The sequence below is a fragment of the Stenotrophomonas sp. 22692 genome (genome assembly GCF_052045015.1).
GTDB lineage: Bacteria > Pseudomonadota > Gammaproteobacteria > Xanthomonadales > Xanthomonadaceae > Stenotrophomonas > Stenotrophomonas geniculata.
Window position 1 is genome coordinate 8,939 of the sequence record NZ_JBQEMR010000011.1, and the last position, 6,808, is coordinate 15,746.

The 6,808-nt window shown below is 66.0% G+C and carries 4 protein-coding genes; 3 read left to right on the forward strand and 1 reads right to left on the reverse strand.

Annotated features, from left to right (window positions below):
• Positions 1-119: 119 nt before the first annotated feature.
• Positions 120-3,338 carry a bifunctional proline dehydrogenase/L-glutamate gamma-semialdehyde dehydrogenase PutA gene (putA, locus tag ACTJJM_RS10715; protein ID WP_329763330.1) on the reverse strand — a complete coding sequence of 1,073 codons (3,219 nt, stop codon included), beginning with the start codon at positions 3,336-3,338 and terminating at the stop codon, positions 120-122.
• 274 nt (positions 3,339-3,612) lie between these two features.
• Between putA and ACTJJM_RS10720 the strand changes: the two genes are divergently transcribed.
• Genes ACTJJM_RS10720 through ctaD form a run of 3 tightly spaced genes read left to right on the forward strand, consistent with a single transcriptional unit; the run spans position 3,613 to position 6,724 of the window.
• Positions 3,613-4,089: a DUF2244 domain-containing protein gene (locus tag ACTJJM_RS10720; protein WP_004153894.1), complete on the forward strand. Its 477-nt coding sequence runs from the start codon at positions 3,613-3,615 to the stop codon at positions 4,087-4,089.
• Positions 4,090-4,100: 11 nt separating this feature from the next.
• Positions 4,101-5,057, forward strand: a complete 957-nt coding sequence (gene coxB, locus ACTJJM_RS10725; protein ID WP_029379934.1) for a cytochrome c oxidase subunit II — start codon at positions 4,101-4,103, stop codon at positions 5,055-5,057.
• A gap of 59 nt (positions 5,058-5,116) precedes the next feature.
• A complete protein-coding gene (gene ctaD, locus ACTJJM_RS10730) occupies positions 5,117-6,724 on the forward strand; it encodes a cytochrome c oxidase subunit I (protein WP_005407790.1) in 1,608 nt (535 codons plus the stop codon).
• The last annotated feature ends 84 nt before the right edge of the window (positions 6,725-6,808 follow it).

Genomic DNA, 6,808 nt, shown 5'->3' on the forward strand with positions numbered 1-6,808 from the left:
CCCCCCTCCTCCCCCCCCCCCCCCTCCCCCCCCCCCCCCCCCCCCCCCCCTCTACAGCAAGCAATGCACAAAAAACCCCGCTTTCGCGGGGTTTCTCGTTTGCCGCATCAACCGGGCGATCAGTCGCCCAGGGTCAGCAGCGAGGCGTTGCCGCCGGCGGCAGTGGTGTTCACCGTCACCGTCTTTTCGGTGGCGAAGCGCAGCAGGTAATGCGGGCCGCCGGCCTTCGGACCGGTGCCGGACAGGCCCTGGCCGCCGAACGGCTGTACGCCGACCACCGCACCGATCTGGTTGCGGTTGACGTAGACGTTGCCGACGTGGACGCCGTTGCTGATGCGGTCGACGGTCTCGTCGATGCGCGAATGCACGCCCAGGGTCAGGCCGTAGCCGGTGGCGTTGATCTGGTCGATCACCGCGTCGAGCTGGTCGCCCTTCCAGCGGATCACGTGCAGGACCGGACCGAAGACTTCCTTGTGCAGCTGGCCCAGGTCCTTCAGTTCATACGCACGCGGTGCGAAGAAGGTGCCATTGGCTGCTTCGGCGGACAGCTCGGCGGCAGCGATCAGGCGCGCTTCGCGGTCCATGCGTTCGGCGTGGTCCTGCAGGATCTTCAGCGCGTCGGCATCGATCACCGGGCCGACGTCGGTGGACAGCAACCCCGGGTTGCCGACCTTCAGTTCCTTCATCGCACCGGCCAGCATGGTCATCACCTTGTCGGCGATGTCGTCCTGCACGAACAGCACGCGCGCGGCCGAGCAGCGCTGGCCGGCGGAGGTGAAGGCCGAACCGATCGCGTCCTTGACCAGCTGTTCCGGCAGCGCCGAGGAATCGGCGATGAAGGCATTCTGGCCGCCGGTCTCGGCAATCAGCACACCGATGGCGGCGTCACGTGCGGCCATCGCGCGGTTGATCGCACGGGCGGTGTCGGTGGAACCGGTGAAGGCCACGCCGGCCACGCGCGGGTCGGCGGTCAGCGCGGCACCGACGGTGGCACCGTCGCCCGGCAGGAACTGCACCACCTCGGCCGGCACGCCGGCGTCGTGCAGCAGCTTCACCGCGTAGTAGCCGATCAGGTTGGTCTGCTCGGCCGGCTTGGCGATCACGCTGTTGCCAGCGGCGAGTGCAGCGGCCACCTGGCCCAGGAAGATCGCCAGCGGGAAGTTCCACGGGCTGATGCAGACGAACACGCCGCGGCCGTGCAGCTGCAGCTCGTTGGATTCACCGGTCGGGCTCGGCAGCTTCTCGGCGTGGCTGAACTGCTCGCGTGCCTGCTTGGCGTAGTAGCGCAGGAAATCCACCGCTTCGCGCACTTCGGCGATGCTGTCGGGCAGGCTCTTGCCGGCTTCCTTCACGCACAGCGCCATGAACTCCGGCATGCGCGCTTCCAGCTGGTCGGCGGCGTGCTCGAGGATGGCGGCGCGGCTGGCGGCCGGGGTGCGGTTCCAGGCCGGCTGCGCGGCCACGGCATTGGCCAGGGCCTTCTGCACGGTGGCAGCGTCGGCGGCCAGCCACTGGCCGACCACTTCGCGGGTGTCGGCCGGGTTGGTCACCGGCAGCGCGGCGCCGGCCGGGTTCGCACCCGGTACCAGCGGCGCGGCCTGCCAGGGCTTCACAGCCGCGTTGATCTGCTCGGCCAGGGCGCGCAGTTCGTTGTCGTTGGCGAGATTGGCGCCCATGGAGTTCTTCCTGTCGTGGTTCTGGCTGCGCAGCAGGTCAACCGGCAGCGGGATCTTGGGATGCGGAATCGATTCGAACGAGGACACCATCTCGACCGGATCGCGGATCAGGTCGGCGATCGGCACGCGCTCGTCGGTGATGCGGTTGACGAAGCTGGAGTTGGCGCCGTTTTCCAGCAGGCGGCGCACCAGGTACGGCAGCAGGTCTTCATGTGAACCGACCGGGGCGTACACGCGGCAGGGCAGGTTCAAGCGATCGGCCGGCACCACTTCGGCGTACAGATCGTCACCCATGCCGTGCAGCTTCTGGTGCTCGTACACGCCGCCATTGGCGATGCTGCGCACTGCGGCGATGGTGTGCGCGTTGTGCGTGGCGAACATCGGGTAGATCGCATCGGCATGCGTGAACAGGCGCTTTGCGCAGGCCAGGTAGGACACGTCGGTGTTCTGCTTGCGGGTGAACACCGGGTAGCCCGGATAGCCTTCGATCTGCGCGCGCTTGATCTCGGCGTCCCAGTAGGCGCCCTTGACCAGGCGTACCTGCAGGCGGCGACCGGCGCGGCGTGCCATGTCGGCCAGGTGGTCGATCGTGTACGGCGTGCGCTTCTGGTAGGCCTGCACGACCACGCCGAAACCATCCCAGCCGGACAGCGAGGCATCGGAGAAGACCTGCTCGATGATGTCCAGCGACAGTTCCAGGCGGTCGGACTCTTCGGCGTCGACGGTGCAGCCGATGCCGTAGCTCTTGGCCAGCTGTGCCAGTTCCAGCACGCCCGGCACCAGGTCCTTCAGTACGCGCTCGCGCTTGGCGTGCTCGTAGCGCGGGTACAGCGCCGACAGTTTGATCGAGATGCCCGGGGCGTTGTTGACGTCGCCGTCCGGACGGCCGCCGCGTGCCTTGTGATCGCCGCCGATGGCGTGGATCGCACGACGGTAGTCTTCCAGGTAGCGCAGCGCGTCCTTCATGGTCAGCGCGCCTTCGCCCAGCATGTCGAAGGAGTAGCGGTAGTTCGCGTTGTCGCCCTTGTGCGAGCGCGACAGCGCTTCGCTGATGGTACGGCCCATGACGAACTGGTGGCCCATGATCTTCATCGCCTGGCGCACGGCCAGGCGCACCACCGGCTCACCCACGCGGCCGACCAGGCGCTTGAACGCGCTGGGCGCATCGGCGCGGGTGGCATCGTTCATCTGCACCAGCTTGCCGGTCAGCATCAGGCCCCAGGTGGAGGCGTTGACCAGCACCGAGTCGCTGCCGCCCAGGTGCTTTTCCCAGTCGGCATCGGCCAGCTTGTCGCGGATCAGCTTGTCGGCGGTGTCCTGGTCCGGAATGCGCAGCAGCGCCTCGGCCACGCACATCAGCAGCACGCCTTCCTCGCTGCCCAGGTCGTACTGGCGCATGAAGGCTTCGATGGCGCCCTGGTCCTTGGCACGCACGCGCACGCGGCCGACCAGGTCGGCGGCCAGCGCCTGCACCCTGGCCTGTTCCTCGGCGGGCAGGCGGGCCTGCGCCAGCAGCTCGCGCACATGGCTGGCCTCGTCCTTCAACCAGGCATCGGTGATGGCCTGGCGGAACGGGTTGGGGGGCGCCGGCAGTTCCGGCGACAGCAGCGCGCCGGGACGCGGAGCGTCGTGGGCGGCAGGGGAGGAGGAAGGTGCGTTCATGCCGGTCCGGCCAGTGGAAAACTTGGCGATTTTAATCATTTTTGCGGGTTCCGGAAGTGCCCCGCAGCCACCTTGATGAAGTGCTGATAGCCCCTAGCTGCGGTGGATTCAGCGTGTTCAGCAAGCTCGGAAGAATTTGTGCTGAATTCGTCATTTGTGTCGCCGACCTCATGCTGTGTTGCAGCATGGGAAAAAGTGTGAATGCACCCTTGCTACCGGCGAGAGGGCGGGGCTACCATCGAGACGTTTCCCGCGGCAGGAACGCGGTTGCGACATGATCGAGGTGCTTCCAGCTCCGGATGGGTCAGGTACGCAGCTGCGGCTGCGTCCCCCACGGGCGCTCGATGCCCGGCAGTTCGTCCTGTTGTTCACCGTGTTGTCGGGTGCGATGTGGCTGGTGTCCGCCCTCGGGTGGTTGGCCGGCAATGCATTCGCCCCCCTGTTCGCGCTGCTGTACAGCCTGGTGCTGGCGGCGGCGCTGCGTGCCTTGTGGCGCAGCGGAGAACGGCAGGAGGAGATCCGGGTAGTGCCGGCGTACGTGGAGGTCATTCCCGTACCCGGTGGATCGCCGGTGTTCCGGGCCCACCCCCACTGGGTGCGCCTGCTCACCGACGATGAGAGGGTCCGGCTGGCATCCAGCGGCCGGCAGGTGGAGGTGGGGAGTTTCCTCGCGCCGGCCGAACGTCAGACGCTTGCAGAGACACTTGAAAGCTTGCTCGCCGCCAGCGATGGCGGCAACCGACGACGCTAAGGGTCTAGGCAATGAAGCAAAGCAGCAGGTGGGGCACGAAGTGCGTGAACGCGGTTGCCGCAGTGCTGGCGACCGGGGGACTGATGCCGGCGTTGGCCTGGGCCCAGGCGGCCGATCCCAAGCCGTGGCAGCTGAACATGGGCAAGGGGGTGACCCAGACCTCGCGCCTGGCCTGGGAATCGAACAACCTGTCGTTGATCATCTGCACGGTGATCGGCGTCATCGTGTTCGGGGCGATGGCCTACGCCATGTTCAAGTTCCGCAAATCCAAGGGCGCGGTCGCCGCCACCTTCAGCCACAACACCAAGGCCGAGGTGATCTGGACGGTGATCCCGGTGATCATCCTGATCGTGATGGCCTGGCCGGCCACGGCCAACCTGATCAAGATGTACGACACCCGCGATGCCGAGATGACGGTGAAGGTCACCGGCTACCAGTGGATGTGGAAGTACGAATACCTCGGCGAGAACGTCACCTTCACCAGCCGGCTGGACCGCGAGTCCGACCGTGTGCGGCAGAGCGGCGTCGTGCCGACCCGCGAGAGCCATCCGCACTACCTGCTGGATGTCGACAACCGCCTGGTGCTGCCGGTCGATACCAAGGTGCGTTTCGTCATCACCTCCGACGATGTGATCCACGCCTGGTGGGTACCGGCGCTGGGCTGGAAGCAGGACGCCATCCCCGGCTTCATCAACGAAGCCTGGACCAGCATCGAGCAGCCCGGCGTGTACCGCGGGCAGTGCGCAGAGCTGTGCGGCAAGGACCACGGCTTCATGCCGATCGTGGTCGAGGCGGTGTCCAAGGAAGACTTCAAGCAGTGGCTGGCGCAGCGCAAGCCTGCGGCGCCTGCCACGCCGGCGGCACCTGCGGCACCGGCCGAACCGACTGCACCGGCGGGCGAAGCACCGGCTGCGCCTGCTGCTGCAGAAGCGGGCAGCGCACCTGCCACCGCAGCCAGCGGCGCGTGATGTAAAGCCCGCGGCCGCTCGCGGCCGTGGTGACAACCGATTCTGAGAGGTGTTTTGCAATGGCGCACTCGGCAGTTGGGCACGACGATCACCATCACCACCAGAGCTTCTTCGAGCGTTGGTTCTTCTCGACCAACCACAAGGACATCGGCACGCTGTACCTCGGTTTCAGCTTCATCATGTTCATCATCGGTGCGGCGATGAGCGTGGTGATCCGCGCCGAGTTGGCGCAGCCGGGCCTGCAGTTCGTCAAGCCCGAGTTCTTCAACCAGATGACCACCGTGCATGCGCTGGTGATGATCTTCGGTGGCGTGATGCCGGCCTTCGTGGGCCTGGCCAACTGGATGATCCCGCTGCAGATCGGCGCGCCGGACATGGCGCTGCCGCGCATGAACAACTGGTCGTTCTGGCTGCTGCCGGTGGCCTTCAGCCTGTTGCTGCTGACCCTGTTCCTGCCCGGTGGTGCACCGGCCGGTGGCTGGACCCTGTACCCGCCGCTGTCGCTGCAGGGTGGCTACAACGTCGCCTTCAGCGTGTTCGCCATCCACGTGGCCGGCATCAGTTCGATCATGGGCGCGATCAATATCATCGCCACCGTGCTCAACATGCGTGCGCCGGGCATCGACCTGCTGAAAATGCCGATCTTCTGCTGGGCCTGGCTGATCACCGCCTTCCTGCTGATTGCGGTGATGCCGGTGCTGGCCGGTGCGGTGACCATGCTGCTGACCGACAAGTTCTTCGGCACCAGCTTCTTCAATGCCGCCGGTGGCGGTGACCCGGTGATGTACCAGCACATCTTCTGGTTCTTCGGGCACCCCGAGGTCTACATCATGATCCTGCCCGCCTTCGGCGTGGTCAGCGAGATCATCCCGACCTTCAGCCGCAAGCCGCTGTTCGGCTACCAAGCGATGGTGTACGCCACCGCCGCGATCGCGTTCCTGTCGTTCATCGTCTGGGCCCACCACATGTTCACCGTGGGCATGCCGCTGGGTGGCGAGATCTACTTCATGTTCGCCACCATGCTGATCTCGATCCCGACCGGCGTGAAGGTGTTCAACTGGGTCAGCACCATGTGGCGCGGCTCGCTGACGTTCGAAGCGCCGATGCTGTGGTCGGTGGCCTTCGTCATCCTGTTCACCATCGGCGGCTTCTCCGGCCTGATGCTGGCGATCGTTGCCGCCGACTTCCAGTATCACGACACCTACTTCGTGGTCGCCCACTTCCACTACGTGCTGGTGACCGGCGCGGTGTTCGCGCTGATTGCCGCGGTGTACTACTGGTGGCCGAAGTGGACCGGGCGCATGTACAGCGAGAAGTGGGCCAAGGTGCACTTCTGGTGGTCGATCGTGTTCGTCAACCTGCTGTTCTTCCCGCAGCACTTCCTCGGCCTGGCCGGCATGCCGCGCCGTATTCCCGATTACAGCGTGGCCTTCGCCGACTGGAACCTGATCAGCTCGATCGGTGCGTTCGGCATGTTCGTCACGCCGTTCATGATGGCCGCGATCCTGCTGTCCTCGCTGCGCAATGGCGAGAAGGCCGAGGCGCGTTCCTGGGAAGGCGCACGTGGGCTGGAGTGGACGCTGCCATCGCCGGCACCGGCGCACACCTTCACCACGCCGCCGACCATCCGTCCGGGGGATCTGGCGCATGACGACATCACGCACTGAGGTGGGGCATGCATAACGAGAGCCCGCTGCAGATCTGTAGAGTCGAGGAACGCCCCGATGGAAAAAAAAAAAAAAGAACGGGTC